The sequence below is a fragment of the Citrobacter sp. Cc139 genome, from assembly GCF_030334645.1.
GTDB lineage: Bacteria > Pseudomonadota > Gammaproteobacteria > Enterobacterales > Enterobacteriaceae > Citrobacter > Citrobacter werkmanii.
This window is the reverse complement of the sequence record NZ_JAOWDM010000075.1, coordinates 131,959-156,087: the sequence shown is the minus strand read 5'-3', so window position 1 is coordinate 156,087 and position 24,129 is coordinate 131,959. Positions and strand designations below refer to the sequence as shown.

Genomic DNA, 24,129 nt, shown 5'->3' with positions numbered 1-24,129 from the left:
GGCTGATTGGATTTTCTGAAAAGCGGGTCATAGTGTTAACAGATATGGCACAGCTGCAACAATTTGTGTCATTCTGGTCTGTCTTTACACAGTGAAGGTGGAAACATGGATGAGCTGCTAACCCTTGGCTGCATTGTTTTATTCTTCGCGTTGGTCGTGGTTCCTGGTCTCGCGATCGTGGCATACAGACGCAGTGCGGCGGTACGTTCTGAGCTGGCGGCCTTGCGCCGTCGGGTAGAGGAACTTGAGCTGCGCGGTGTGGCGTCAGAGTCTGTGGCACAGGCTGCCGCCGATGCGCCAACGCCTGCGATGAGCAGCGTGGCGCCGGAACCTGACGCTGAGCCGACGCCTGAACCCGTTAACCCGTGGTCTTCACAGCAAAAGCCGGATAAAGCGACGGTCTCCACGCCCAACGCCCAGCGGCCTTCTGCTTTTGGCGGGGTGATATCATCGCTGGTGCGCTGGTTTATGCAGGGCAACCCGTTGGCAAAGCTCGGTATATTGCTCCTGTTCCTGGGACTTTCTTTCCTGCTGCGTTACACCGTCGAACATTCTCTGTTTCCGCTTGAGCTGCGCCTGGTGGCGGCCGCGCTGTTTGCTATTGTCCTGTTGGCGCTGGGCTGGCGGTTGCGGCATAAGCAACCGGTCTATGCGCTGATCTTACAGGGCGGGGCCACGGGAGCACTCTATCTCACCGTCTTTGGCGCGTTCCGGCTGTGGCAAATGCTGCCAATGACGCTGGCATTTGCGCTGCTGGTGGCGATTTGCGCGGCGAGCGTGGGTCTGGCTATTTTGCAAAAGGCACTCAGCCTGGCGATGCTGGCAAGCCTTGGCGGCTATCTCGCGCCGCTGCTGCTTTCCTCCGGCGGCGGCAGTCATGTCGCACTTTTCTCTTTCTATCTTCTGCTCTCGGTCGGCATTCTCGCCATTAGCATCTGGCAGCACTGGCGGGAGCTGAATCTGCTCGGCCTGCTGTTTACCTTTGGCGTTGGCGGTTTGTGGGGGCTGGAGGACTATCGACCTGAGTATTACCTGAGCTGCCAATTGTTCCTGATCGCCAACACCCTTATTTTTGGCGTGCTGAGCGTGGCGCTGTCGCTTCGTGCGCAGGAAAAAGGCAAGCAGATTATTGATGGCGTGCTGCTGTTTGCCCCTCCGCTGGTAGGTTTTGGCATGCAGTACGCCATTACGCGGCATATGGCATATGGTCCGGCGCTGAGCGCGCTAGGCTACGGTGGTTTCTATCTGGTGTTGGCGACGCTGGCGTTGCGGCGTTCGTCTTCGCTGGGGAGACCGCTGGTATTGGCTGCCCTGGCGCTTGGCGGCGCATTTACTACCCTGGCTATCCCGTTGGCGCTTTCAGCCCGTTGGACGGCGATGGCCTGGTCGCTGGAGGGACTTGGGATCCTCTGGCTGGGTATCCAACAGCAGCAGCGACGCATGAATTATAGCGGTACGGCGCTGCTCGTGCTGGCCGTGGGCAGCGCGCTATGGGCGCTGGCGAACGGCACAACTGCGCTCTCAGTGATGCTGATATTTACCGTGCTTAGCCTCAGTTGGCTGGCTGCAGCATGGCTATGGCGCAGCATTCGGATGCAGGGCAGTTGGGGGCTACTCGCTGGCGGTTTGCTTTTCTGGATTACTGCCCTCGTTGCGGTATCGCAGCTCGTCCTGAAGCAGGAGCGGTGGGTGCTGTCTGGCGTGTTGGCATTAATGGCGGTATCGGTCTGGGGCTGGCGTACGATTGCTGGTCGCCTGGCATGGCGGGAGCTGGATGCCAGTAAATGGCTGTTATGGCCGACGATGCTGGTGATGCTGATGTATCAGATCTCCTGGCAGCAGATTTTTGCTGCGGGCTGGCCGAATCTGGCCTGGTGCGCGGCGCTAATTGTTGCAGTTGCGCTGCTCTGGCGTGACGCACAGATATTACCGCCAACGCTTTCCCGGCTGGCGCATTTGTCATTCTTCTGGATGATTGTACTGGCGCTGGCGGTTGAGCTGTTCTGGTTCGCCCAGGCGCTACCGTGGGGGAAGGCCGCGTGGGGAAGCGGCCTGATGATGGCGGCTGGCGGGTTGCTGATTTTCCTGGTTTATCAAGCTGTTCAGCGCAAGCTCTGGCCATTTCGTATCTGGCCAGCCTTATATTCTGTGCAGGCGATGGTTCCCGTTGCGCTGGTGCTGGTCGGTCTGCTCGTGTTGACGAATTTACAGGATGGCGTGGTTTATCGTCAGACGTATCTGCCGTTGCTCAACCCGCTGGAAGAGGGCGCAGCTTTTGCCCTGCTAGGGTTGATCATGTTTTATCGCGCGTCTGAACGCTATTTCCCGGTGCAGCTTTCGGTGTGCCGCCCATGGCCGGTTGTGGCGCTGATGGCGCTCGGCTTTTGGTGGCTTAATGGTTTGTTGCTGCGCGCGTTGTCCTGGTATGGTGAAGTTGCGTGGAATGTACACGCCCTGTGGGATTCGCGGTTGATTCAAACCTGTTTTGCTCTGTTCTGGATGCTCACGGCATTGGTGGTGATGCTGCAGGCAACCCGGCGTCGCTCGCGGCAGGAATGGCTGTGTGGAGCCGTTTTGCTGGGGATAGTCATTATTAAACTGATGCTGGTGGACAGCGCGGGAGGCGGCGGCCTGGCGCGCGCGGTCGCGTTTATTGGCGTCGCCATTCTGGTGCTGATTATCGGGTATTTTTCACCCTTACCGCCGAAAGCTGGAGAAGAAAAATGAAATGGATTAAAGCGGTTCTCTGGAGTGCTCTGTTAGGAGCAACCGGCGCGGCGTGGGGCAGTAATACGGTTACGGATGCGCCTGCAGACTACGCGAACGGCATGAAGCTCTTAACGCCGGGGTCAGAGCAATGGTATAGCCTGCCTCTCCCTTTAGCGGTGTACCATGAGGCAGTCTGGCCGGATTTACGTGATATCCGGGTGTTCAACCGTCAGGGCGAGGTAGTGCCTTTCACTCTGCTGGCTGAAAAAACGCAGGCAACGTCCCCGAGAACGATTCCTCTGCGCCTTTTTCCGTTTGATTCTATGATGCAACAGGTGACGCCAAAGCAAGATGATGAAAGACCCGCGGTCCTGCTTCGTGCTAAAAATGGCATCGAAATTCGCTTCGAGAGTGAAAACCTGCAATCCATCGGGCAGAGTTATTTAATCGCCTTGCCAGACGATGTCAAAGAGACGCCATCGCTGTCCCAGTTGCGTTTAAACTGGGATGCGCCTGCGAAAAACTGGCAGGGAACGGCATCGCTTTATTACAGCCGAGATTTACGTGACTGGAGGTTGATTACAGGAAATGCGCCGCTGATGGATCTGACGCATAGCGACGACCGGTTGAAAATGGACACCTTAGGCGTCGATGATTTGCGCATGTCCGCTGGTGGCGTCCCCTGGCTGTTGCTGATTCTTGATTCGCAAAGCCCTGCGTTAAATCTGACCGGCGTGAGTGCGATAACCCGTGAGGAGCCTCCGCTTACCCGGCCTGTTTCGATGGATGCTGAAGCGGAGAGAATTGCCGAAAACCAGGCGATTTGGCGCTGGTCCAGGCCGCAACCGTTGACCTCATTAAAGATTTCACTGGATTACGAAGGCGTATTGCCGGTTGAACTTGAATGGCGCAAGGGAGAAAAAGACGCCTGGCAGCCTTTAACCCGAACGGTTCTCTACAATCTGGAAAATCAGCATTCGGATGATATTCCGCTCTCCGGTGAATTAGTTGAGGCGGTCCGGATGACGACGCTTCAGGCGCGTTTACCCGCCACCTTACCCGTACTGAGAGGGGAGCGCGACAGCTATAAAGTGATTTTTAACGCGCAAGGCCAAAGCCCGTTTATCCTGGCATGGGGAAACAAAGCGGCGGAACCCGCGAGCATCAGTCTGGCGATGCTGATCCCGGAGGCGTTACGTAAGCACAACGATCCTGACAAAATGCCGCAGGCATTGGAGGATGAACGGGTTACTCTGGGCGGTGAGGGACGGCTGACGGCAACGTCAGTCGCTGAGCAACAAAGCCAGTGGAAAACGCTGTTGGTGTGGGGGGCGTTAATCCTTGGCGTCGCCGTACTGGCGCTGATGGCGTGGCGAATCTGGCGTGAAGTGAAAAAGGGTAATCCGACATAAACCCATAAAAAAGGCCCGCATTGCGGGCCTTTTGTCGATTCATGCCAATTACAGGCTGGAAACGTTCTCGGTCAGGTATTTTGCCACGCCGTCCGGAGACGCGTTCATACCTTCTTTACCTTTTTCCCACTGCGCCGGGCAAACGTCGCCGTGCTCTTCGTGGAACTGCAGCGCGTCAACCATGCGCAGCATTTCGTCGATGTTACGACCCAGCGGCAGATCGTTAACCACCTGGTGACGAACAACGCCGTTAGCGTCGATCAGGAAAGAACCACGCAGAGCAACGCCCGCTTCCGGGTGCTCGATGCCGTAGGCTTTCTGGATTTCGCGTTTGATGTCAGCAACCATTGCGTATTTCACCGCACCGATGCCGCCTTTGTCGACAGGGGTGTTACGCCATGCGTTGTGGACAAATTCAGAGTCGAAAGAAACGCCAACAACTTCAACGCCACGCTTCTGGAATTCTTCGTAACGTTTGTCGAATGCGATCAGTTCAGACGGGCAAACGAAGGTGAAGTCCATCGGCCAGAAGAACAGAACGGTGGTTTTACCGTTGGTATGCTGTTTGAAGTTGAAGTTTTCAACGATCTCACCGCTACCCAGTACCGCAGCTGCTGTGAAATCCGGAGCCTGACGAGTTACCAGTACCATATAATTCTCCTGCAATGTTAAGGGGTTTTTGGAACGCAACGCGGGCCAGTATAGAGAGTGTTCGTGAATAAGACAAAGAGGCGCTGGCAATCAATGAGACAGGTTTTATCTATCAATCTTTTACCGGATGGTGGCTAAGGCTTATCCGGCGCGTTATGCGGGCTGCAATCAAAGGGTTTTACGCTGCGCCTGTTCCATCATCTGCGGATAAAACTGCCAGAAACGTTCTTCTAACGCATCATAATGCGTATCCAGGTCATACCATGAGTCGCGCAGGGCATCGAGACGCGGACGGCGGCTGGCCATGCCGTTCAGGACGTTCTGGATAAAATCCATGTCACGATAGCGCTCAAGCCATTTTTCTGACCATATATAGTTGTTTAAGTTAATAAAGCGCGGAGGCGATTCCGGCAAAATTGTGGTCACCTGGGTGCGGGCATAGCGCACAAAGTCCACCAGCGGGAAGTCAGGGGAGATTTCCGCCCAGTGGCGCGACAGAAAGTGATCCCACATCACGTCCAGCGTAATTGGAGCGACGCGGCGCGTTTCGCTACGAAACCACTCTTTGGCTTCACGCACCTGCGGCAGGTTATCGGTCATCACGTCGATACGACGGTGCATGAAGATGCCTTCCACCACCTCAGGCGAAAAATGCGTTTCCGGATTACCCCGGACAAAATCGGCCAGCAGATTGCCGGAAAGCGAGCTGTCGGCAAGATGAGCGAGATGCAAATGTGCAAGAAAATTCATAGTTAAACGTTTATCCAGAGGGGTAAAGGTTGCAGGGAGAACGCCCCGGCACTAGACTACCCGCCTCTTATTTTAGTCTGAGTCAGTGTCATGCGCGTTACCGATTTCACCTTTGAGCTACCCGAATCCCTGATTGCCCACTATCCGCAAGCTGAGCGCAGTAGCTGCCGCTTGCTGTCATTGGACGGGCCGACGGGCGCGCTGACGCACGGTACTTTCACCGATTTGCTCGATAAGCTCAACCCTGGCGATTTGCTGGTCTTTAACAACACCCGCGTCATTCCTGCGCGTCTGTTTGGCCGTAAAGCCAGCGGCGGTAAGATTGAAGTGCTGGTCGAACGCATGCTGGATGACAAGCGTATTTTGGCACACATTCGCGCCTCGAAAGCGCCGAAGCCGGGTGCCGAGCTGCTGTTGGGCGACGATGAAAGTATTAAAGCGACGATGGTTGCCCGTCACGATGCGCTGTTTGAAGTGGCGTTTGACGATGAACGCAGCGTGCTTGATATCCTCAATGCCATCGGCCATATGCCGTTGCCGCCGTATATTGACCGCCCGGACGAAGACGCCGACCGCGAGCTGTACCAGACCGTGTATAGCGAAAAACCGGGTGCCGTCGCTGCGCCGACCGCGGGGCTGCACTTTGACGAGCCGCTGCTGGCGAAACTGCGCGCTAAAGGCATTGAAATGGCGTTCGTTACGTTGCACGTCGGCGCGGGTACCTTCCAGCCGGTGCGCGTAGACACTATCGAAGACCACATTATGCACTCTGAATATGCGGAAGTGCCGCAGGATGTGGTTGACGCGGTGCTGGCGGCGAAAGCGCGTGGCAACCGCGTGATAGCCGTGGGCACAACGTCCGTTCGCTCACTGGAAAGCGCGGCGCAGGCTGCCAAAAATGATCTCATTGCGCCGTTCTTCGGCGATACGCAGATATTTATTTATCCAGGTTATAAATACCAGGTGATTGATGCCCTGGTCACCAACTTCCACCTGCCGGAATCGACGCTGATCATGCTGGTTTCTGCGTTTGCTGGTTATAAAAACACCATGCACGCCTACCACGAAGCGGTAAAAGCGGAATATCGCTTTTTTAGTTACGGAGATGCGATGTTTATCACGTACAATCCGCAGGCTATTTCTGAGCGTGTCGGGGAATAAATTTCCGGCATGAGTATTTAACGTCGGACTGTTTTTCTGACGCAGGAGTTAAGATGAAATTTGAACTGGACACCACAGACGGTCGCGCGCGTCGCGGCCGCCTGGTTTTTGATCGTGGCGTAGTGGAAACGCCAGCCTTTATGCCCGTTGGTACTTACGGCACCGTAAAAGGCATGACGCCGGAAGAAGTTGAAGCCACCGGCGCGCAGATCATTCTCGGCAACACTTTCCACTTGTGGCTACGCCCGGGTCAGGAAATCATGAAGCTGCACGGCGATCTGCACGATTTCATGCAGTGGAAAGGGCCAATTCTTACCGATTCCGGCGGCTTCCAGGTTTTCAGTCTGGGCGATATCCGCAAGATCACCGAGCAGGGCGTGCATTTCCGAAACCCGATCAACGGCGATCCGATTTTCCTCGATCCTGAGAAATCAATGGAGATTCAATACGATCTCGGTTCCGATATCGTGATGATCTTCGACGAATGTACACCGTACCCGGCCGACTGGGACTATGCTAAACGCTCAATGGAGATGTCTCTGCGTTGGGCGAAGCGCAGTCGCGACCGTTTTGACAGTCTCGGCAACAAAAATGCGCTTTTTGGCATCATTCAGGGCAGCGTTTACGAAGATTTACGTGATATCTCTGTCAAAGGTCTGGTAGATATCGGCTTTGATGGCTACGCTGTCGGCGGTTTGGCTGTCGGTGAGCCGAAGGAAGATATGCACCGCATTCTGGAGCATGTTTGCCCACAGATTCCGGCAGATAAACCGCGTTACCTGATGGGCGTCGGCAAACCAGAAGATCTGGTTGAAGGCGTACGTCGCGGTATCGATATGTTTGACTGCGTGATGCCAACGCGAAATGCCCGTAATGGTCATTTGTTTGTGACTGACGGCGTGGTAAAAATTCGTAACGCGAAACATAAAAGCGACACCAGTCCGCTCGATGCTGAGTGTGATTGCTACACCTGTCGCAATTATTCGCGCGCTTACTTGCATCATCTCGACCGTTGCAACGAAATATTGGGCGCGCGTCTCAACACGATTCATAACCTTCGCTACTACCAGCGTTTGATGGCGGGTTTACGCAAGGCTATTGAAGAGGGTAAATTAGAGAGCTTCGTGACCGATTTTTACCAACGTCAGGGTCGACCAGTTCCACCTGTGAACGTTGATTAATTTTAATAATGAGGGAATTTGAATGAGCTTTTTTATTTCTGATGCGGTAGCGGCAACAGGTGCTCCGGCGCAGGGCAGCCCGATGTCTCTGATTCTGATGCTGGTGGTGTTTGGTCTGATTTTCTACTTTATGATCCTGCGTCCGCAACAAAAGCGTACCAAAGAACACAAAAATTTGATGAACTCCATTGCGAAAGGCGATGAAGTGCTGACTAACGGTGGTCTGGTGGGGCGCGTGACCAAAGTAGCAGAATCTGGCTACATCGCTATTGCGCTGAACGATACCACTGAAGTGGTTATTAAACGTGATTTCGTAGCTGCCGTTCTGCCGAAAGGCACCATGAAGGCGCTGTAATTTATTGTTTTCCCAAAGGGAACTGCCGTGTTAAACCGTTATCCTTTGTGGAAGTACATTATGCTGGTCGTCGTGATTGTCGTCGGCCTGCTTTACGCACTTCCCAACCTGTATGGTGAGGATCCGGCTGTTCAAATCACTGGCGTGCGCGGTGCCGCCGCCAGTGAGCAAACGCTGATCCAGGTCCAGAAAACGTTACAAGAAGATAAAATCACACCTAAGTCTGTGGCTCTGGAAGAGGGTGCTATTCTTGCGCGCTTCGACTCCACTGATACCCAACTGCGCGCACGTGAAGTGCTGATGGGCGTGCTGGGCGATCAATACGTCGTGGCGCTTAACCTTGCTCCGGCAACCCCGCGCTGGCTGGCAGCCATTCACGCAGAACCGATGAAACTCGGCCTTGACCTGCGTGGCGGCGTTCACTTCCTGATGGAAGTGGATATGGATACCGCGCTGAGTAAGTTGCAGGAACAAAATATCGATAGCCTGCGCAGCGATCTGCGTGAAAAAGGCATTCCTTATACTACCGTTCGTAAAGAAGATAACTACGGCCTGAGCATCACCTTCCGTGACAGCAGCGCCCGTGATGAAGCTATCTCTTATCTGAGCAAGCGTCACCAGGATCTGGTTATTTCCAGCCAGGGCAGCAATGCTCTGCGTGCGGTGATGACCGATGCGCGCCTGAGTGAAGCCCGTGAATACGCGGTACAGCAGAACATCAATATTCTGCGTAATCGTGTGAACCAGTTGGGTGTTGCTGAGCCGGTGGTACAACGTCAGGGCGCTGACCGTATTGTCGTCGAACTGCCGGGTATTCAGGATACCGCGCGCGCGAAAGAAATTCTGGGCGCAACCGCGACGCTGGAATTCCGCCTGGTAAACACCAACGTTGACCAGTCTGCCGCGGCATCCGGGCGCGTGCCGGGTGATTCGGAAGTGAAACAGTCTCGTGAAGGTCAGCCGGTTGTGCTGTACAAACGCGTGATCCTGACCGGTGACCATATCACCGATTCCACTTCCAGCCAGGACGAATACAATCAGCCGCAGGTTAACATCTCGCTGGATAGCGCGGGTGGTAACATCATGTCCAACTTCACCAAGGACAACATCGGTAAGCCGATGGCGACCCTGTTTGTGGAGTACAAAGACAGCGGTAAGAAAGATGCCAACGGTCGCGCCGTGCTGGTGAAACAGGAAGAGGTGATTAACATCGCCAACATCCAGTCTCGTCTGGGTAACAGCTTCCGTATCACCGGTATCAACAACCCGAACGAAGCGCGTCAGCTTTCTCTGCTGTTACGTGCCGGTGCATTGATCGCGCCGATTCAGATTGTTGAAGAACGTACCATCGGCCCAACCCTGGGTATGCAGAACATCAAACAGGGTCTGGAAGCCTGTCTGGCCGGTCTGGTGGTATCTATCCTGTTCATGATCTTCTTCTATAAGAAGTTCGGCCTGATTGCGACCAGCGCGCTGATCGCTAACCTGGTGCTGATTGTCGGCATTATGTCGCTGTTGCCGGGAGCTACGCTGAGTATGCCGGGGATTGCGGGGATCGTCTTAACCCTTGCCGTCGCGGTCGATGCTAACGTACTGATCAACGAACGTATCAAAGAAGAGTTGAGTAACGGTCGTTCGGTGCAGCAGGCCATCAATGAAGGTTATGCGGGCGCATTTAGCTCCATCTTCGATGCGAACATTACGACGCTGATTAAGGTCATTATCCTGTACGCAGTCGGCACCGGGGCAATTAAAGGGTTCGCGATTACTACCGGTATTGGGGTAGCGACGTCGATGTTTACCGCAATTGTCGGTACACGTGCCATCGTAAACCTGTTGTATGGCGGCAAGCGCGTCAAAAAGCTGTCAATCTGAGGAGTGCGAAGTGGCACAGGAATATACTGTTGAACAATTGAACCACGGCCGTAAAGTCTGGGACTTTATGCGCTGGGACTACTGGGCTTTCGGCATTTCAGGTTTTCTGCTGATCGCGGCCATCGTGATTATGGGCGTGCGCGGCTTTAACTGGGGTCTCGATTTCACCGGTGGTACGGTCATTGAAATCACGCTGGAAAAACCAGCTGAAATGGACGTGATGCGCGATGCGCTGGAGAAAGCGGGCTTTGTTGATCCGCTTCTGCAAAACTTCGGCAGCAGCCACGACATTATGGTGCGTATGCCGCCAACTGAAGGCGCAGACGGCGGTCAGGTGCTGGGTAGCAAAGTGTTGAGTGTGATTAATGAATCCACCAACCAAAACGCCGCGGTGAAACGAATTGAATTCGTGGGGCCGAGCGTGGGTGCAGACCTGGCGCAAACCGGTGCGATGGCGCTGATGGCGGCGCTGATCTCAATCCTGGTGTACGTCGGTTTCCGCTTTGAGTGGCGACTGGCAGCAGGGGTAGTTATCGCGCTGGCGCACGACGTAATCATCACACTTGGGATCCTGTCGTTGTTCCATATCGAGATTGACCTGACTATCGTCGCATCGCTGATGTCGGTAATCGGTTACTCGCTGAACGACAGTATCGTCGTCTCTGACCGTATTCGTGAAAACTTCCGCAAAATTCGTCGCGGTACGCCTTACGAAATCTTTAACGTGTCATTGACGCAGACGCTGCACCGTACGTTGATTACGTCCGGTACGACGTTGATGGTTATTCTGATGCTTTTCCTGTTCGGTGGTCCGGTACTGGAAGGCTTCTCGCTGACCATGCTTATCGGTGTTTCCATCGGTACCGCGTCTTCTATCTACGTGGCATCGGCGCTGGCGCTGAAGCTGGGTATGAAGCGTGAGCACATGCTGCAGCAGAAGGTCGAGAAAGAAGGGGCGGATCAACCGTCGATTCTGCCTTAAGCGACGCAGAGCGTGTGAAGCGTAAGAACTGGAATCCCGATCGCAAGGTCGGGATTTTTTTTGCTTGTGCTTTAGCGACTGAGCATTATCTTTTTCTGTCGCCACACTACTGACAGTATGCTGTCAGTAGCCCTGTCTTATAGTCCTTCTGAGATTACCCACACAGGCAGGAGGAAGTATGAACAACGTAATTAACTGGTTTGAAATCCCCGTGGCACAAATGGAGCGCGCCATCGCTTTTTATGAGCCAGTGATGCAGGTTTCTTTGCGTCGGGAGAATATGGACTGCGCCGAGCTGGCCGTATTCCCGCATCAGGATCCCGCTCCTGGCGGGGCGTTGGCTAAATTTGACGGTATTTCGCCTTCAGCGCAGGGCGCTATTATTTATCTGCATACGGACAATTTGGCTGCCACGCTTGAACGCGTCGCCACCGCTGGCGGTCAATGCGTGTTTGGCCCGCTCGAACTGGGGCAGGACATTGGTACGATTGCGCTATTTACTGACAGTGAAGGCAATCGTGTTGGTTTACATCAACCCGCGTAATATTTTCAGGCCAGAGGATTAAAATGAGTAGACGCGCCGACCGTTTGTTTCAGATTGTACAAATCCTGCGTGGCAGGCGAGTGACAACGGCGGCGCTGCTGGCAGAACGTCTTGACGTTTCTGAACGGACGATTTATCGCGATATTCGCGATCTCTCTTTATCCGGCGTGCCCATTGAAGGCGAAGTGGGCAGCGGATACCGCTTAATGGCCGGGTTTGATCTGCCACCGTTGATGTTAACGCATCACGAATCAGAAGCATTGATGGTCGCGATTCGGTTGCTGAAAACATGGGGCGGGGATTCACTTTCACAGGCACTGGAGTCCGCGCAGGAAAAAGTGTTGGCGATATTGCCACCAGAGAGTCGCCGCAGGGCCGAGCAAACGCGGATTTTTGCGCCAGATTTTGGTAATCAGCCGCATTCACGCAGTGCCTTCGATCTCATACATCGCGCGGTTTCGGCGCAGCAGACGCTGGCGCTGCATTATCGAGATGAGTCCGGGAATCTCTCCTGGCGTGACGTTCAGCCGCTGGGATTATTTTTCTGGGGCGAGCACTGGCTTCTGGTTGCCTGGTGCGAGAAGCGTGACGATTATCGCTGCTTTCGCGTAGATCGCTGTCTGAAGATCACACCGCTCGACAGGCATTTTCGTGAATCGGCAGATCGCTCGCTAAGTGACTTTTTACGTAAAGTACGTTGTGAAGACCAGCCGTAAAAAAGCCAGCGGTTAAGCTGGCTTGTCTGCATAAATTGTCTGGATTAGAAGTTGTAACCTACGACCAGATAACCACCCCAACCGGTTGATTTCGCGCTGAAGTCGCCTTCGCCCCAGTTCAGGGTATCCCCACCTTTCCACTGGCCGCCGTTATGGAAATAACGCGCGACTACGGAGTAGTGCCAGTGATCGTAGTTCAGCGCCAGCACGTGGCTGGAAGCGATAGAGTTGCTGGTACGGTTAGGATCATCACCCAAATCTGAACCCCAGTCGAAGTTGGTGAAGCCAATATAGGTCAACTGACCGCCCCAAACCTGGGTGATCGGCACAAAGTATTTCACTTTGAAACGGTAACCATCCCACTCGTTTTCGTTGGATGCGCCATAGTTCTGCCACTGGTATTTAGCATACACGTTCAGGGACAGACCCATCGGCAGACCGGTGTCGATATCGGTACCCAGACCCATATACCAGGTGCTCTGGCGGCTGGCTTTGTTATCACCCATATCGTAGATGTAGTTGTTGGCGAAGTACCATTCTTTGAATGGTCCAAAGCTCAGGTCAGCACCGGTCAGCTTGTCGATGGAGAAGCGCGGTTCGATTTCCATAAACAGCGGAGAACCGTCAGACCAGATACCTTTGTCGTTACCGTTACCCCAGTCGAAGGTTTTCGGGATATCGATGTAGCCATAGAAATCAAACCAGTCTTTTTTGGCAAACGCTTCGTATTCCAGATACACGTCGTTGTTCAGTTTCGGAGAGAAACGGGTGTGGTAGCTGCCCACCACGTTGACGCTTTGGTGCCACCAGTCGGACAGATATTGCGGTTTGTCATTTTCTGCTGCGTTGGCAGTAAAAGACGAGGAGAGCGCCAGCACTGCACCGGCTGCAAGTAATGTTTTTTTCATATGTATGCCACTGTTTGAAATCCCTTTCGGGAGTGAAAAATGCGCAAATTGCGTTTCTAAATATTTCGTAATTCTTCGGAGCCTATTATAAAAATCATTGTTCACAAAAATATGTCTTGTTTCACAGTTCTATCATTTACGTAATCGATTGCGTTCACGTTTGCGTACTTTAGGCGGCGAATTGTACTGGCTCTGATGAATGTTGCCAAGTTTTGCCAGAAATATCGGTTATGTCAGGGGAGTAACAAAAGGGGACGAATTGATGTTGCGGAACGCACAAAACGTTCCGCAAAAAAGTTTATTGGCTAACAGGCTGTACGTCGTGAATGCGAACAAATCCCAACTGGTCGGGGGAGAGACCATTTATCTGCAACGGAATGTCTACGTCGCTGGGGGCAAGAATACTTGCCGGGGCATTGACCAGTTGATTTTGAACATTCACTTCCTGGTAATTCTCTGTAGTGCCCTGAATTTGCCCGTACTCTACGGTGGCGCTGAAGGCGGGCAAGGGCGTATTGGACTCGCCCTGAATGCGTAGCGTTAACCGTGTGCCATCGGCGTTTGGCGCAATATTCACCAGCGACATACGTAGCGTGCCGATCTGGCTTTCCAGCCGGGCAGGCGTTTTGGAGCCCGGCAACAGATAGGCGCCACTGGTCGATTTGGCATTCAACATATTTTGTTGCGTAATTTTTACGGTTTCCTGATTAAGCTGCGTCATCTCTTTATTTAGCGTGCTTACGCTTTGATGCATCTGGCGTACTTCGCTTTGCTGCGCGCAGGCGCTAAGACTAAAGAGGCTTCCCACCAGGAGAATTCTTAGGTAACGTCTTGTCATTGTGATTACTTCCTTCATTGTCGCGATAGCATAATGGTAGTGTGCACAGAGCACGAAGGCATCGATCCTTTGTCTCAAAAGCGCTGCGCCTTTGTTGTCACGCCAGTTCAGGGTAAAATAGATTTCTGTGAACCACTGAGGTACAGGACGCCGTATGCATTGCCCATTCTGTTTCGCCGTAGACACTAAGGTAATTGACTCTCGTCTTGTAGGCGAGGGCTCCTCAGTACGCCGCCGTCGGCAGTGTCTGGTCTGTAACGAACGTTTCACCACTTTTGAAGTGGCTGAACTTGTCATGCCGCGCGTTGTGAAGAGCAACGATGTGCGTGAACCCTTTAATGAAGATAAGCTGCGCAGCGGCATGCTCAGAGCGCTGGAGAAACGCCCGGTCAGCTCAGATGACGTCGAAATGGCGTTAAACCATATCAAATCACAACTGCGTGCGACTGGCGAGCGTGAGGTGCCGAGTAAGATGATCGGCAACCTGGTGATGGAGCAGTTGAAAAAGCTCGATAAAGTCGCTTACATCCGCTTTGCTTCGGTTTACCGCAGTTTCGAAGATATCAAAGAATTTGGCGAAGAGATTGCTCGCCTACAGGACTAAGCCATGCAGGATGAATTGTACATGGCGCGCGCGCTGAAGCTTGCTGCGCGTGGACGTTTCACTACTCACCCAAATCCCAACGTCGGCTGCGTGATTGTTAAGGACGGGGAGATTGTTGGTGAAGGATATCATCACCGCGCGGGCGAGCCGCATGCCGAAGTCCATGCCCTGCGCATGGCCGGAGAAAAAGCGCAAGGGGCAACCGCCTATGTGACGCTTGAGCCCTGTAGTCATCATGGCCGTACGCCGCCGTGCTGCGATGCATTGATTGCGGCGGGCGTAGCACGCGTCGTTGCCGCGATGCAGGATCCCAATCCACAGGTAGCAGGTCGTGGCCTCTACCGTTTGCAGCAGGCGGGCATTGACGTCAGCCACGGGCTGATGATGAGCGAGGTTGAGCTGCTTAATAAGGGCTTTCTCAAGCGCATGCGTACAGGATTCCCGTATCTGCAGCTTAAGCTTGGCGCATCGCTCGATGGCCGTACGGCGATGGCCAGCGGGGAAAGCCAGTGGATCACCTCGCCGCAGGCGCGCCGCGATGTGCAACGGCTGCGCGCGCAAAGCCATGCCATTTTAACCAGCAGCGCGACGGTACTGGCCGACGATCCTCAGCTTACCGTGCGCTGGTCGGAGCTTGGGGAGTCAACTCAGGCGAGTTACCCGCAGGAAAATCTGCGCCAGCCGATCCGCATTGTCCTTGATAGCCAGAATCAGGTCACGCCGGAGCACCGAATTGTGCACCAGCCGGGAGAAACCTGGATTGTCCGAACGAAAGACGATACCCGCAGTTGGCCGGAGTCGGTTCGCAGTATCAAGGTGCCGGAACATAACGGGCATGTGGATTTGGTCGTGCTGATGATGCAACTGGGTAAACAGCAAATTAACAGTATTTGGGTGGAAGCTGGCCCAACGCTTGCGGGCGCGTTATTACAGGCCGGTTTGGTGGACGAGCTAATCGTGTATGTTGCGCCTAAACTGTTAGGCAGCGATGCGCGAGGATTATGTGTGCTGCCTGGGCTTGAGAAACTGGCCGACGCCCCCCATTTCAAATTCAACGAGATACGCCAGGTGGGCCCGGACGTTTGCCTGCATTTAACCACTGCGTGAGGCTTTCTGAATTAGAGGAAGCAGCGCCCAGAATATTATGATAAAATCCGCCCCCCTTACGGGGCCATAAATCGAACCCGAAGGAAGAATATGAACATTATTGAAGCTAACGTTGCTACTCCGGACGCTCGCGTCGCCATCACCATTGCGCGTTTCAACAACTTTATCAATGACAGCCTGCTGGAAGGTGCGATCGACGCCCTGAAACGTATTGGCCAGGTTAAAGATGAAAACATTACCGTCGTTTGGGTTCCGGGCGCGTATGAGCTGCCGCTGGCGGCTGACGCACTGGCGAAAACCGGTAAATACGATGCGGTGATTGCGTTAGGTACGGTGATCCGTGGCGGTACCGCGCACTTCGAATATGTGGCTGGCGGTGCAAGCAATGGCCTGGCGCATGTCGCGCAGGACAGTGGCATTCCGGTAGCCTTCGGTGTACTGACAACCGAAAGTATTGAACAAGCCATCGAACGTGCTGGCACGAAAGCCGGCAACAAAGGCGCAGAAGCTGCACTGACTGCGCTTGAAATGATTAATGTATTGAAAGCCATCAAGGCCTGATTTTTGTAAGGGGAAATCCGTGAAACCTGCTGCTCGTCGCCGCGCCCGTGAGTGTGCCGTCCAGGCGCTCTACTCCTGGCAGTTGTCCCAGAACGACATCGCTGATGTTGAATACCAGTTCCTGGCGGAACAGGACGTTAAAGATGTCGACGTTCTGTATTTCCGTGAGCTGCTGTCCGGGGTGGCGACTAACAGCGCGTACCTGGATGGATTAATGAAGCCTTACCTGTCTCGTCTGCTGGAAGAGCTGGGTCAGGTAGAAAAAGCCGTACTGCGTATTGCGCTGTTTGAACTGTCTAAACGTAGTGATGTGCCGTACAAAGTGGCTATCAACGAAGCGATTGAACTGGCGAAAACCTTCGGCGCCGAAGACAGCCATAAATTCGTTAACGGCGTACTGGATAAAGCAGCACCTGTGATTCGCCCCAACAAAAAGTAATCCCGAGGCCGGCGGAGAGTGGAACTTGTTTCCGCTATCCCCGGCTTTTTCTTTTTTTCTGCTGAGGCATAACGTATGGCATGCGGCGAATTTTCCCTGATTGCCCGTTATTTTGATCGCGTAAGAACGTCTCGTCTTGATGTCGAAACCGGTATTGGCGACGATTGCGCACTCCTGAACATCCCTGAAAAACAGACATTGGCGATCAGTACCGATACGCTGGTGGCAGGCAACCACTTCCTCCCCGACATTGATCCTACCGATCTGGCCTGGAAAGCCCTGGCGGTGAATTTAAGCGATCTGGCGGCGATGGGGGCCGATCCTGCGTGGTTGACGCTGGCACTGACGTTACCCGACGTTGATGAAGCCTGGCTTGAAGCTTTCAGCGATGGCCTGTTTGAACTCCTTAATTACTACGATATGCAGCTGATTGGCGGTGATACCACGCGTGGGCCGCTGTCGATGACGTTGGGTATTCATGGCTACGTTCCCGTTGGGCGAGCCTTAAAACGTTCCGGGGCAAAACCGGGCGACTGGATTTATGTGACCGGCACGCCGGGCGACAGTGCGGCGGGACTGGCGATTTTGCAGGACCGACTGCAGGTGACAGAACCAAAAGACGCGGAGTATCTGCTGCAACGCCACCTGCGCCCAACTCCGCGTATTTTACAGGGACAAGCCCTGCGCGATCTGGCCAGTGCGGCTATCGATCTCTCCGACGGCCTGATTTCCGATCTGGGGCATATCGTCAATGCCAGCGGCTGCGGCGCGCGGGTTAACGTTGACGCGCTGCCATATTCCACGGCATTCGCCCAACACGTTGAGCCGGAACAGGCGCTGCGCTGGGCGCTCTCGGGGGGGGAAGATTATGAGTTATGCTTTACCGTACCGGAAATCAACCGTGGCGCGCTGGACGTCGCGCTGGCACATCTCGGGACCTCGTTTACCTGCATCGGTCAGATGAGTGCGGATGTAGAAGGCGTCCACTTTACGCGCGATGGAAAACCCGTCACGTTCGACTGGAAAGGATATGACCATTTTGCCGCGCCTTAAAAAAGATGTCGCCAAAAGCCGCCTGAATATGCGTAATCCGTGGCATCTGTTAGCCACCGGTTTTGGTAGCGGGCTGAGTCCAATTATTCCTGGCACTATGGGATCGCTGGCGGCGATCCCGTTTTGGTATTTAATGACATTTCTGCCATGGCAGCTGTATTCGCTGGTGGTCATGCTGTCTATCTGTATCGGCGTTTATCTGTGTCATCAAACGGCGAAAGACATGGGCGTGCACGATCACGGCAGCATTGTCTGGGACGAATTTGTCGGTATGTGGATAACCCTGATGGCGCTACCGACCCTCGACTGGCAATGGGTTGCCGCCGGATTTGTGATTTTCCGTATTCTGGATATGTGGAAGCCGTGGCCGATTCGTTGGTTCGATCGCAATGTGCATGGCGGGACGGGGATCATGATCGATGATATTGTCGCCGGGATACTCTCTGCAGGTATTTTGTATTTTATCGGCCATCACTGGCCGATCGGTATCATTTAACGGGTTTGCCGGATGGCGGCGTAAACGCCTTATCCGGCTTACAATCTACAATCGCGCTTATTTAAATCCCACCACCGGGTGCTGTTTATACGGCGTCTCCAGCTCGGCAATTTGCTCCGGCTTCAGCGTTAAATCCACCGCATTGAGCAATTCATCCAGTTGTTCTTCACGCGATGTACCGATAATGGGCGCAGCCACGCCTGGTTTGCTCAGCAGCCATGCCAGCGCGACCTGCGCCCGCGTAACGCCCAGCTCCTCACTGATGCCAGCCAGCCGGGCGGCAATTTGCGCGTCGTTTTCATCGCTCTCGTTATATAAATTTTTACCGACTTCATCGGAAACCAGACGTGCGGTCGTTTCTCCCCACGGGCGGGTCAGGCGACCACGCGCCAGCGGACTCCACGGGATCACCGCGACACCTTCCTGATAGCAGAGCGGCAACATTTCGCGTTCTTCTTCGCGGTAGATCAAGTTGTAGTGATCCTGCATGCTGACGAACTGCGCCCAGCCGTGTTGCTTCTGCAAGGCCAGCGCCTGAGCAAACTGCGAAGCATGCATGGATGAGGCGCCGATATAGCGAGCTTTACCGGCTTTGACTACATCGTTAAGGGCTTCCAGCGTTTCCTCGATTGGCGTGTTGTAATCCCAGCGGTGAATTTGCAGGATGTCTACATAGTCCATGCCCAGGCGTCTGAGGCTGTCGTCGATTGAGCGCAGGATTTGTGCGCGGGATAATCCTTCTGCTAAATCATCCACCTGGTGAAAAACTTTGGTCGCGACCACGACATCTTCGCGGCGGGCGAAATCACGCAGCGCGCGGCCGACAATCTCTTCGCTGCTGCCAGCGGAGTAGCTGTTGGCGGTATCGAAAAAGTTAATGCCGCCCTCAAGGGCGTGTTTGATTATCGGGCGGCTGCTCTCTTCAGGCAGCGTCCAGGCGTGATTACCGCGATTGGGCTCGCCAAACGTCATGCAGCCCAGGCAAAGGCGGGAGACCCGGAGGTCGGTTTTTCCTAAGGTGTTGTATTGCATTCATTCGCTCCTGCTTAGCGTGTTATTCATTAAGCATAGCAGGAGCGGGGAGGGGATTATGCCAGCCAGGCCTTGATTTTGGCCTCAATGCCTGCGGCATTAAGACCCAGATCGGCGCGAGCCTCATCCTGAGTGCCCTGTGGGATGAAGAAGTCAGGCAGGCCGATGTTCAGCACCGGAACGGGCTTGCGATGGGCCATCAACACCTCGTTTACGCCACTGCCTGCGCCGCCCATAATGGCGTTCTCTTCAATGGTAACCAGCACGTCGTGTCGGGCCGCCATTTCGAGGATCAACGTTTCATCCAGCGGTTTCACAAAGCGCATGTCAACCAGCGTGGCGTTCAACGACTCTGCGACCTGAGCAGCTTCCGGCATCAGGGTGCCAAAGTTAAGAATCGCCACTTTTTCCCCGTGACGCTTCACGATGCCTTTACCTATTGGCAGGTGTTCCAGCGGCGTCAGCTCAACGCCCACCGCATTACCGCGTGGATAGCGCACGACCGATGGCCCGTTGTTGTAGTGATAGCCGGTAAACAGCATCTGGCGGCATTCATTCTCATCGCTCGGGGTCATAATGACCATTTCCGGGATGCAGCGCAGGAAGGAGAGATCGAACGCCCCCTGGTGGGTTTGCCCATCTGCGCCAACGATACCAGCCCGGTCAACGGCGAACAGGACCGGCAGTTTCTGGATGGCCACATCATGCAGCACCTGATCGTAGGCGCGTTGCAGGAAGGTAGAGTAAATAGCCACGACCGGCTTGTAGCCGCCAATCGCCAGACCTGCTGCAAAGGTCACTGCATGCTGCTCGGCAATCGCCACATCGAAGTAGCGGTCCGGGAACTTACGTGAGAATTCCACCATACCGGAACCTTCGCGCATCGCCGGGGTGATCGCCATCAGCTTATTGTCTTTCGCTGCGGTCTCACATAACCAGTCCCCGAAGATTTTTGAATAGCTTGGCAGGCCGCCGCTGCTTTTCGGCAGACAGCCGCTGGATGGATCGAATTTGGGTACGGCGTGGAACGTGATCGGGTCTTTTTCCGCTGGCTCATAGCCACGACCTTTTTTGGTCATGATGTGCAGGAACTGCGGGCCTTTCAGATCGCGCATGTTCTTCAGCGTGGTGATAAGTCCCAGCACGTCGTGCCCGTCCACCGGGCCGATATAGTTAAAGCCCAGCTCTTCAAACAGCGTTCCCGGCACGACCATGCCTTTGATGTGCTCTTCGGTACGTTTGAGCAGCTCTTTAATCGGCGGTACGCCGGAGAACACTTTCTTCCCGCCTTCGCGCAGCGAAGAGTAGAGTTTGCCTGAGAGTAATTGCGCCAGGTGATTGTTCAGCGCGCCGACGTTCTCTGAAATCGACATTTCGTTGTCGTTGAGGATAACCAGCATATCGGGCTTAATATCACCCGCATGGTTCATCGCTTCAAACGCCATCCCGGCGGTGATAGCGCCGTCGCCAATCACACAAACGGTACGGCGATCTTTGCCTTCTTTCTCGGCGGCAACCGCAATACCAATGCCAGCGCTAATGGACGTTGAGGAGTGCCCAACGCTCAGTACGTCATACTCGCTCTCACCGCGCCACGGGAACGGATGCAAACCGCCTTTCTGACGAATGGTGCCGATTTTATCGCGGCGGCCGGTCAGAATTTTGTGCGGATAAGCCTGATGTCCCACATCCCAGATTAACTGGTCAAACGGGGTGTTATAGACGTAGTGCAGCGCGACGGTAAGTTCCACCGTGCCCAGACCAGAGGCGAAGTGCCCGCTGGAACGGCTTACGCTGTCGAGCAAATAGCGGCGCAGTTCGTCGCAAAGCTTTGGCAGGCTCTCTTTTGGCAGCAGGCGTAACTCCTGGGTGGAGTCGACCAGCGCCAGGGTCGGGTATTTGGCTATATCAAAACTCATCGCAAGCTCATGGGATATGTTGGTTTATTTATCACGCTGGATTATATAGTCCGCTAGCGCTTCCAGTGCCGAGGTATCGAGTGACTGCGCGGCCAGCAAACTTAACGACTGGCGGGCATCTTCGATTAAATCCCGGGCTTTATTCCGGGCTTGCTCAAGACCCAGAAGTGCAGGATAGGTACTTTTGCCAAGCTGCTGGTCAGCACCCTGACGTTTACCCAATGTTGCAGTATCGCCTACCACATCCAGTATGTCATCCTGAACCTGGAAGGCCAGACCGATGCTTTCTGCGTATTTGTCGAGTATTGCCAGGCATTCCCGCCCTTTATCGCCTGCGCTTAATGCACCCAGACGCACGGCGGCACGAATCAATGCCCCGGTTTTATGGCGGTGAATACGCTCCAGCGCATCCAGCGCAACCTGATGACCTTCCGCTTCCAGATCCAGCGCCTGGCCGCCGCACATGCCGGCGATACCGCTGGCCTGCGCCAGTTCAGAGATCATCGCGATGCGGTCACGGTCAGATACTTCCGGCATCGGGGCGTCGCTGATAATGGAAAACGCCAGCGTTTGCAGCGCATCTCCGGCCAGGATCGCGTTTGCCTCGCCAAATTTTACGTGGCAGGTTGGCAGACCGCGGCGCAGGTCGTCGTCGTCCATCGCGGGTAAATCATCATGCATCAGCGAATAGGCATGGATGCACTCGACGGCGGCAGCGGGAGCATCAAGTGTACTCAGGCTGACGCCAAACATCTGACCGGTCGCATACACCAGGAATGGGCGCAGACGTTTACCGCCTAATAATGCGCCATATTGCATGGTTTCGACCACGGGAGTGTTCTGAAAGGGCAGTGGCGTGATAAAACGGCTCAGTGCCTGATTGGCCTGCTCAACGCAAGCCTGTAGCTGCTGCGTAAAATCCATTTACTCATTATCCGGTGTAAAAGGCGTAAGGGCGGCGTCTTCGGTGTCTGACAGCAGGATTTGTACGCGCTGTTCAGCCTGTTGCAATTTGACCTGTCCCTGACGCGCCAGTTGTACGCCACGTTCGAATTCGTTCAGCGCTTCTTCCAGCGGCAGGTCGCCGCTTTCCAGGCGGGTAACAATCTGTTCCAGCTCGCTCAGCGCTGTTTCAAAACTGGCTGGCGCTTCATTTTTCTTCGGCATAATGAATGTCTGACTCTCTGTATTGGCAGCACAAGACTATGGTAACGGACTCGCACTGATAAGCAAATAACGCGCAATGGTAAGGCGATGTGCACAGGATGACCATGATAGTGGTATACTTGCGCGCCTGGATGCAGCCGCAGGGTATGGGCTGCTGTATTTTTTTCCATTACAAGTCATTCAGACTTGCCAAAGAACCATTGCCGCCATGAAGTTTATCATTAAATTGTTCCCAGAAATCACCATCAAAAGCCAATCTGTGCGTTTGCGCTTTATAAAAATTCTGACAGGGAACATTCGTAACGTTTTAAAGCACTACGATGAAGACCTTGCCGTTGTCCGTCACTGGGATCACGTTGAGGTTCGCGCTAAAGATGAAAGCCAGCGTCTGGATATTCGCGACGCGCTGACCCGTATTCCGGGTATCCACCATATTCTCGAAGTAGAAGACGTGCCGTTTACCGACATGCACGATATTTTCGAGAAAGCGCTGGTGCAGTATCGCGATCAACTGGAAGGAAAAACCTTCTGTGTACGCGTTAAGCGTCGCGGTAAGCATGAGTTTAGCTCCATTGAGGTGGAACGTTATGTTGGCGGCGGGTTGAACCAGCATATTGAATCCGCGCGCGTGAAGCTGACGAAACCGGACGTGACGGTGAATCTTGAAATCGAAAATGACCGTCTGCTGCTGGTTAAAGGCCGCTATGAAGGTATTGGCGGTTTCCCGATTGGTACGCAGGAAGACGTCCTGTCGCTGATCTCCGGTGGTTTCGACTCCGGCGTATCGAGCTACATGCTGATGCGTCGCGGCTGCCGCGTACACTATTGCTTCTTTAACCTCGGCGGCGCTGCGCATGAAATCGGCGTTCGTCAGGTGGCGCATTATCTGTGGAACCGCTACGGTAGCTCGCATCGCGTACGTTTTGTCGCGATCAACTTTGAGCCGGTGGTGGGCGAGATCCTGGAGAAAGTCGACGACGGTCAGATGGGCGTGGTCCTTAAACGTATGATGGTACGCGCGGCGTCGAAAGTCGCTGAGCGCTACGGCGTACAGGCACTGGTAACCGGTGAAGCGCTGGGTCAGGTGTCCAGCCAGACGCTGACCAACCTGCGCCTGATTGATAACGTTTCGGATACCCTGATCCTGCGCCCGCTTATCTCCCATGATAAAGAGCACATCATCAACCTGGCGCGTGAAATTGGTACCGAGGACTTTGCGCGTACCATGCCGGAATACTGCGGCGTAATTTCAAAAAGCCCAACGGTGAAGGCGATTAAAGCGAAGATTGAGGCCGAAGAAGAAAACTTCGATTTCTCTATCCTCGATAAAGTGGTCGAAGAAGCGAACAATATCGATATTCGCGATATCGCCCAGCAGACTCAGCAGACCGTGGTGGAAGTGGAAACCGTGAGTGGTTTCGGCTCAAACGACGTGATTCTGGATATCCGTTCTGTGGATGAACAGGATGACAAACCGCTGAAGGTGGAAGGTGTGGACGTGGTTTCACTGCCGTTCTACAAGCTGAGCACCAAATTCGGCGATTTAGACCAGAGTAAAACCTGGCTGCTGTGGTGTGAACGCGGCGTGATGAGCCGCCTGCAGGCGCTGTATCTGCGCGAGCAGGGCTTTGAAAACGTGAAGGTGTATCGCCCGTAGTTCCTTTGCCGG

24 protein-coding genes are annotated in these 24,129 nt (G+C 54.2%); 16 read left to right on the top strand and 8 right to left on the bottom strand.

Translation table 11 applies throughout. The features are described from left to right. The first annotated feature begins 105 nt into the window (after positions 1 to 105). Together OGV69_RS09015 and OGV69_RS09010 are read left to right on the top strand one after the other, a co-directional pair. Positions 106 to 2,727 (top strand): DUF2339 domain-containing protein, encoded by a 2,622-nt coding sequence (locus OGV69_RS09015; protein ID WP_069323947.1) that lies wholly within the window; start codon positions 106 to 108, stop codon positions 2,725 to 2,727. Then, entirely contained in the window at positions 2,724 to 4,121 is a 1,398-nt protein-coding gene (locus OGV69_RS09010; protein WP_069323948.1) for a DUF3999 domain-containing protein, read from the top strand. The genes OGV69_RS09015 and OGV69_RS09010 overlap by 4 nt, the downstream gene beginning before the upstream one ends. A 48-nt stretch (positions 4,122 to 4,169) precedes the next feature. Here the strand turns inward: OGV69_RS09010 and OGV69_RS09005 are convergent, their stop codons facing one another. Further along, complete coding sequence (locus OGV69_RS09005) at positions 4,170 to 4,772, bottom strand: peroxiredoxin (protein WP_003021524.1); 603 nt, start codon at positions 4,770 to 4,772, stop codon at positions 4,170 to 4,172. Between the two features lie 168 nt (positions 4,773 to 4,940). Then, complete coding sequence (gene acpH, locus OGV69_RS09000) at positions 4,941 to 5,522, bottom strand: ACP phosphodiesterase (protein WP_069323949.1); 582 nt, start codon at positions 5,520 to 5,522, stop codon at positions 4,941 to 4,943. 90 nt (positions 5,523 to 5,612) lie between these two features. Between acpH and queA the strand changes: the two genes are divergently transcribed. The 7 genes from queA to OGV69_RS08965 all read left to right on the top strand — a co-directional run bounded on the left by queA (position 5,613) and on the right by OGV69_RS08965 (position 12,336). Further along, positions 5,613 to 6,683 carry a tRNA preQ1(34) S-adenosylmethionine ribosyltransferase-isomerase QueA gene (gene queA / locus OGV69_RS08995; protein WP_069323950.1) on the top strand — a complete coding sequence of 357 codons (1,071 nt, stop codon included), beginning with the start codon at positions 5,613 to 5,615 and terminating at the stop codon, positions 6,681 to 6,683. Positions 6,684 to 6,736: 53 nt separating this feature from the next. Then, on the top strand, positions 6,737 to 7,864 hold the full coding sequence (tgt, locus tag OGV69_RS08990; RefSeq protein ID WP_003021535.1) for a tRNA guanosine(34) transglycosylase Tgt: 1,128 nt from the start codon (positions 6,737 to 6,739) through the stop codon (positions 7,862 to 7,864). Positions 7,865 to 7,886: 22 nt separating this feature from the next. Next, entirely contained in the window at positions 7,887 to 8,219 is a 333-nt protein-coding gene (gene yajC / locus OGV69_RS08985) for a preprotein translocase subunit YajC (protein WP_003021544.1), read from the top strand. A 27-nt stretch (positions 8,220 to 8,246) separates the two neighbouring features. Continuing rightward, a complete protein-coding gene (gene secD / locus OGV69_RS08980) occupies positions 8,247 to 10,094 on the top strand; it encodes a protein translocase subunit SecD (protein WP_071888113.1) in 1,848 nt (615 codons plus the stop codon). Between the two features lie 10 nt (positions 10,095 to 10,104). Beyond that, on the top strand, positions 10,105 to 11,076 hold the full coding sequence (secF, locus tag OGV69_RS08975) for a protein translocase subunit SecF (RefSeq protein WP_038638190.1): 972 nt from the start codon (positions 10,105 to 10,107) through the stop codon (positions 11,074 to 11,076). Between the two features lie 178 nt (positions 11,077 to 11,254). Then, positions 11,255 to 11,620 carry a VOC family protein gene (locus OGV69_RS08970; RefSeq protein WP_069323951.1) on the top strand — a complete coding sequence of 122 codons (366 nt, stop codon included), beginning with the start codon at positions 11,255 to 11,257 and terminating at the stop codon, positions 11,618 to 11,620. Between the two features lie 23 nt (positions 11,621 to 11,643). Then, entirely contained in the window at positions 11,644 to 12,336 is a 693-nt protein-coding gene (locus tag OGV69_RS08965; RefSeq protein ID WP_069323952.1) for a helix-turn-helix transcriptional regulator, read from the top strand. Between the two features lie 44 nt (positions 12,337 to 12,380). Here the strand turns inward: OGV69_RS08965 and OGV69_RS08960 are convergent, their stop codons facing one another. Both OGV69_RS08960 and OGV69_RS08955 read right to left on the bottom strand, forming a co-directional pair. Next, the gene (locus OGV69_RS08960) at positions 12,381 to 13,244 is read right to left on the bottom strand and encodes a nucleoside-specific channel-forming protein Tsx (RefSeq protein ID WP_003021561.1); all 864 of its coding nucleotides are present in this window, start codon (positions 13,242 to 13,244) and stop codon (positions 12,381 to 12,383) included. A gap of 298 nt (positions 13,245 to 13,542) precedes the next feature. Beyond that, positions 13,543 to 14,082, bottom strand: coding sequence for a SadB/YajI family lipoprotein (locus OGV69_RS08955; protein WP_069323953.1), 540 nt, complete (start codon positions 14,080 to 14,082; stop codon positions 13,543 to 13,545). A 154-nt stretch (positions 14,083 to 14,236) separates the two neighbouring features. On the opposite strand from OGV69_RS08955, the gene nrdR reads away from it, so the two are divergent. The 6 genes from nrdR to pgpA all read left to right on the top strand — a co-directional run bounded on the left by nrdR (position 14,237) and on the right by pgpA (position 18,342). Continuing rightward, positions 14,237 to 14,686, top strand: coding sequence for a transcriptional regulator NrdR (gene nrdR, locus OGV69_RS08950; RefSeq protein WP_016152032.1), 450 nt, complete (start codon positions 14,237 to 14,239; stop codon positions 14,684 to 14,686). Between the two features lie 3 nt (positions 14,687 to 14,689). Next, positions 14,690 to 15,793, top strand: coding sequence for a bifunctional diaminohydroxyphosphoribosylaminopyrimidine deaminase/5-amino-6-(5-phosphoribosylamino)uracil reductase RibD (gene ribD, locus OGV69_RS08945; protein WP_038638204.1), 1,104 nt, complete (start codon positions 14,690 to 14,692; stop codon positions 15,791 to 15,793). A 90-nt stretch (positions 15,794 to 15,883) separates the two neighbouring features. Next, positions 15,884 to 16,354 (top strand): 6,7-dimethyl-8-ribityllumazine synthase, encoded by a 471-nt coding sequence (ribH, locus tag OGV69_RS08940; RefSeq protein ID WP_003021575.1) that lies wholly within the window; start codon positions 15,884 to 15,886, stop codon positions 16,352 to 16,354. 19 nt (positions 16,355 to 16,373) lie between these two features. Beyond that, positions 16,374 to 16,793, top strand: a complete 420-nt coding sequence (nusB, locus tag OGV69_RS08935; RefSeq protein ID WP_000801129.1) for a transcription antitermination factor NusB — start codon at positions 16,374 to 16,376, stop codon at positions 16,791 to 16,793. Positions 16,794 to 16,868: 75 nt separating this feature from the next. After that, entirely contained in the window at positions 16,869 to 17,846 is a 978-nt protein-coding gene (thiL, locus tag OGV69_RS08930) for a thiamine-phosphate kinase (protein ID WP_038638205.1), read from the top strand. Then, complete coding sequence (gene pgpA / locus OGV69_RS08925; protein ID WP_038638206.1) at positions 17,824 to 18,342, top strand: phosphatidylglycerophosphatase A; 519 nt, start codon at positions 17,824 to 17,826, stop codon at positions 18,340 to 18,342. The genes thiL and pgpA overlap by 23 nt, the downstream gene beginning before the upstream one ends. Before the next feature lie 57 nt (positions 18,343 to 18,399). Here the strand turns inward: pgpA and yajO are convergent, their stop codons facing one another. The 4 genes from yajO to xseB are packed head-to-tail and all read right to left on the bottom strand — an operon-like array spanning position 18,400 to position 22,460. Further along, entirely contained in the window at positions 18,400 to 19,374 is a 975-nt protein-coding gene (gene yajO / locus OGV69_RS08920; protein WP_042310115.1) for a 1-deoxyxylulose-5-phosphate synthase YajO, read from the bottom strand. 56 nt (positions 19,375 to 19,430) lie between these two features. Further along, positions 19,431 to 21,293 (bottom strand): 1-deoxy-D-xylulose-5-phosphate synthase, encoded by a 1,863-nt coding sequence (dxs, locus tag OGV69_RS08915; RefSeq protein WP_038638211.1) that lies wholly within the window; start codon positions 21,291 to 21,293, stop codon positions 19,431 to 19,433. Between the two features lie 24 nt (positions 21,294 to 21,317). Further along, entirely contained in the window at positions 21,318 to 22,217 is a 900-nt protein-coding gene (ispA, locus tag OGV69_RS08910) for a (2E,6E)-farnesyl diphosphate synthase (protein ID WP_038638213.1), read from the bottom strand. Then, positions 22,218 to 22,460, bottom strand: a complete 243-nt coding sequence (xseB, locus tag OGV69_RS08905) for an exodeoxyribonuclease VII small subunit (protein WP_038638224.1) — start codon at positions 22,458 to 22,460, stop codon at positions 22,218 to 22,220. It lies immediately after the preceding gene. A gap of 208 nt (positions 22,461 to 22,668) precedes the next feature. On the opposite strand from xseB, the gene thiI reads away from it, so the two are divergent. Then, a complete protein-coding gene (thiI, locus tag OGV69_RS08900) occupies positions 22,669 to 24,117 on the top strand; it encodes a tRNA uracil 4-sulfurtransferase ThiI (RefSeq protein WP_038638226.1) in 1,449 nt (482 codons plus the stop codon). The last annotated feature ends 12 nt before the right edge of the window (positions 24,118 to 24,129 follow it).

Bases quoted from the DNA above. Each gene is read 5' to 3' on its own strand.
- OGV69_RS09015 (WP_069323947.1), top strand. From the start codon at position 106: ATGGATGAGCTGCTAACCCTTGGCTGCATTGTTTTATTCTTCGCGTTG.
- OGV69_RS09010 (WP_069323948.1), top strand. From the start codon at position 2,724: ATGAAATGGATTAAAGCGGTTCTCTGGAGTGCTCTGTTAGGAGCAACC.
- OGV69_RS09005 (WP_003021524.1), bottom strand. From the start codon at position 4,772: ATGGTACTGGTAACTCGTCAGGCTCCGGATTTCACAGCAGCTGCGGTA.
- acpH (WP_069323949.1), bottom strand. From the start codon at position 5,522: ATGAATTTTCTTGCACATTTGCATCTCGCTCATCTTGCCGACAGCTCG.
- queA (WP_069323950.1), top strand. From the start codon at position 5,613: ATGCGCGTTACCGATTTCACCTTTGAGCTACCCGAATCCCTGATTGCC.
- tgt (WP_003021535.1), top strand. From the start codon at position 6,737: ATGAAATTTGAACTGGACACCACAGACGGTCGCGCGCGTCGCGGCCGC.
- yajC (WP_003021544.1), top strand. From the start codon at position 7,887: ATGAGCTTTTTTATTTCTGATGCGGTAGCGGCAACAGGTGCTCCGGCG.
- OGV69_RS08970 (WP_069323951.1), top strand. From the start codon at position 11,255: ATGAACAACGTAATTAACTGGTTTGAAATCCCCGTGGCACAAATGGAG.
- OGV69_RS08965 (WP_069323952.1), top strand. From the start codon at position 11,644: ATGAGTAGACGCGCCGACCGTTTGTTTCAGATTGTACAAATCCTGCGT.
- OGV69_RS08960 (WP_003021561.1), bottom strand. From the start codon at position 13,244: ATGAAAAAAACATTACTTGCAGCCGGTGCAGTGCTGGCGCTCTCCTCG.
- OGV69_RS08955 (WP_069323953.1), bottom strand. From the start codon at position 14,082: ATGACAAGACGTTACCTAAGAATTCTCCTGGTGGGAAGCCTCTTTAGT.
- nrdR (WP_016152032.1), top strand. From the start codon at position 14,237: ATGCATTGCCCATTCTGTTTCGCCGTAGACACTAAGGTAATTGACTCT.
- ribD (WP_038638204.1), top strand. From the start codon at position 14,690: ATGCAGGATGAATTGTACATGGCGCGCGCGCTGAAGCTTGCTGCGCGT.
- ribH (WP_003021575.1), top strand. From the start codon at position 15,884: ATGAACATTATTGAAGCTAACGTTGCTACTCCGGACGCTCGCGTCGCC.
- thiL (WP_038638205.1), top strand. From the start codon at position 16,869: ATGGCATGCGGCGAATTTTCCCTGATTGCCCGTTATTTTGATCGCGTA.
- pgpA (WP_038638206.1), top strand. From the start codon at position 17,824: ATGACCATTTTGCCGCGCCTTAAAAAAGATGTCGCCAAAAGCCGCCTG.
- yajO (WP_042310115.1), bottom strand. From the start codon at position 19,374: ATGCAATACAACACCTTAGGAAAAACCGACCTCCGGGTCTCCCGCCTT.
- dxs (WP_038638211.1), bottom strand. From the start codon at position 21,293: ATGAGTTTTGATATAGCCAAATACCCGACCCTGGCGCTGGTCGACTCC.
- ispA (WP_038638213.1), bottom strand. From the start codon at position 22,217: ATGGATTTTACGCAGCAGCTACAGGCTTGCGTTGAGCAGGCCAATCAG.
- xseB (WP_038638224.1), bottom strand. From the start codon at position 22,460: ATGCCGAAGAAAAATGAAGCGCCAGCCAGTTTTGAAACAGCGCTGAGC.
- thiI (WP_038638226.1), top strand. From the start codon at position 22,669: ATGAAGTTTATCATTAAATTGTTCCCAGAAATCACCATCAAAAGCCAA.